This is a genomic window from Gilvimarinus sp. 1_MG-2023 (assembly GCF_030548285.1).
This window is the reverse complement of the sequence record NZ_JAUOSC010000327.1, coordinates 1-373: the sequence shown is the minus strand read 5'-3', so window position 1 is coordinate 373 and position 373 is coordinate 1. Positions and strand designations below refer to the sequence as shown.

Annotated in this window: 1 protein-coding gene; it reads left to right on the top strand. The window is 52.3% G+C overall.

All coding sequences use genetic code 11. The features are described from left to right. Positions 1–326 (top strand): hypothetical protein (locus Q4563_RS17020; RefSeq protein ID WP_303605332.1); only part of this gene is annotated, 326 nt, incomplete at its 5' end. Positions 327–373 lie beyond the last annotated feature (47 nt).

Genomic DNA, 373 nt, shown 5'->3' with positions numbered 1-373 from the left:
GTTACCTGCTTTCGGGGTCTAAGGTAACAACCAGTGTGCGAGGTAACACTTTGAGCCAAAGAGGGTTTTTCGTGCCAGAAAAGAATCAGAATGCAACTTTTAATTTTGCTACCAGCCGATTTTTACGCCGCACAGTCAGCAGCCGTCACCAGCAGCCGTCACCAGTAACCGTCACCAGTAACCAGTCACCAGCAGCGCCCGGCCATACAGATCGATGGATTATCGGCACCAACCGGTATCGCAAGGGCACTACGGCGGACGATCACGGAAATCCTGACGGCCCCAATGCCTTGAATACACACGATCCCGGCTTGTACAGGAATTGAATGGAGTGGAATCAGGCATTAAGCGAATCGATGTGGTGGTGTCGCAG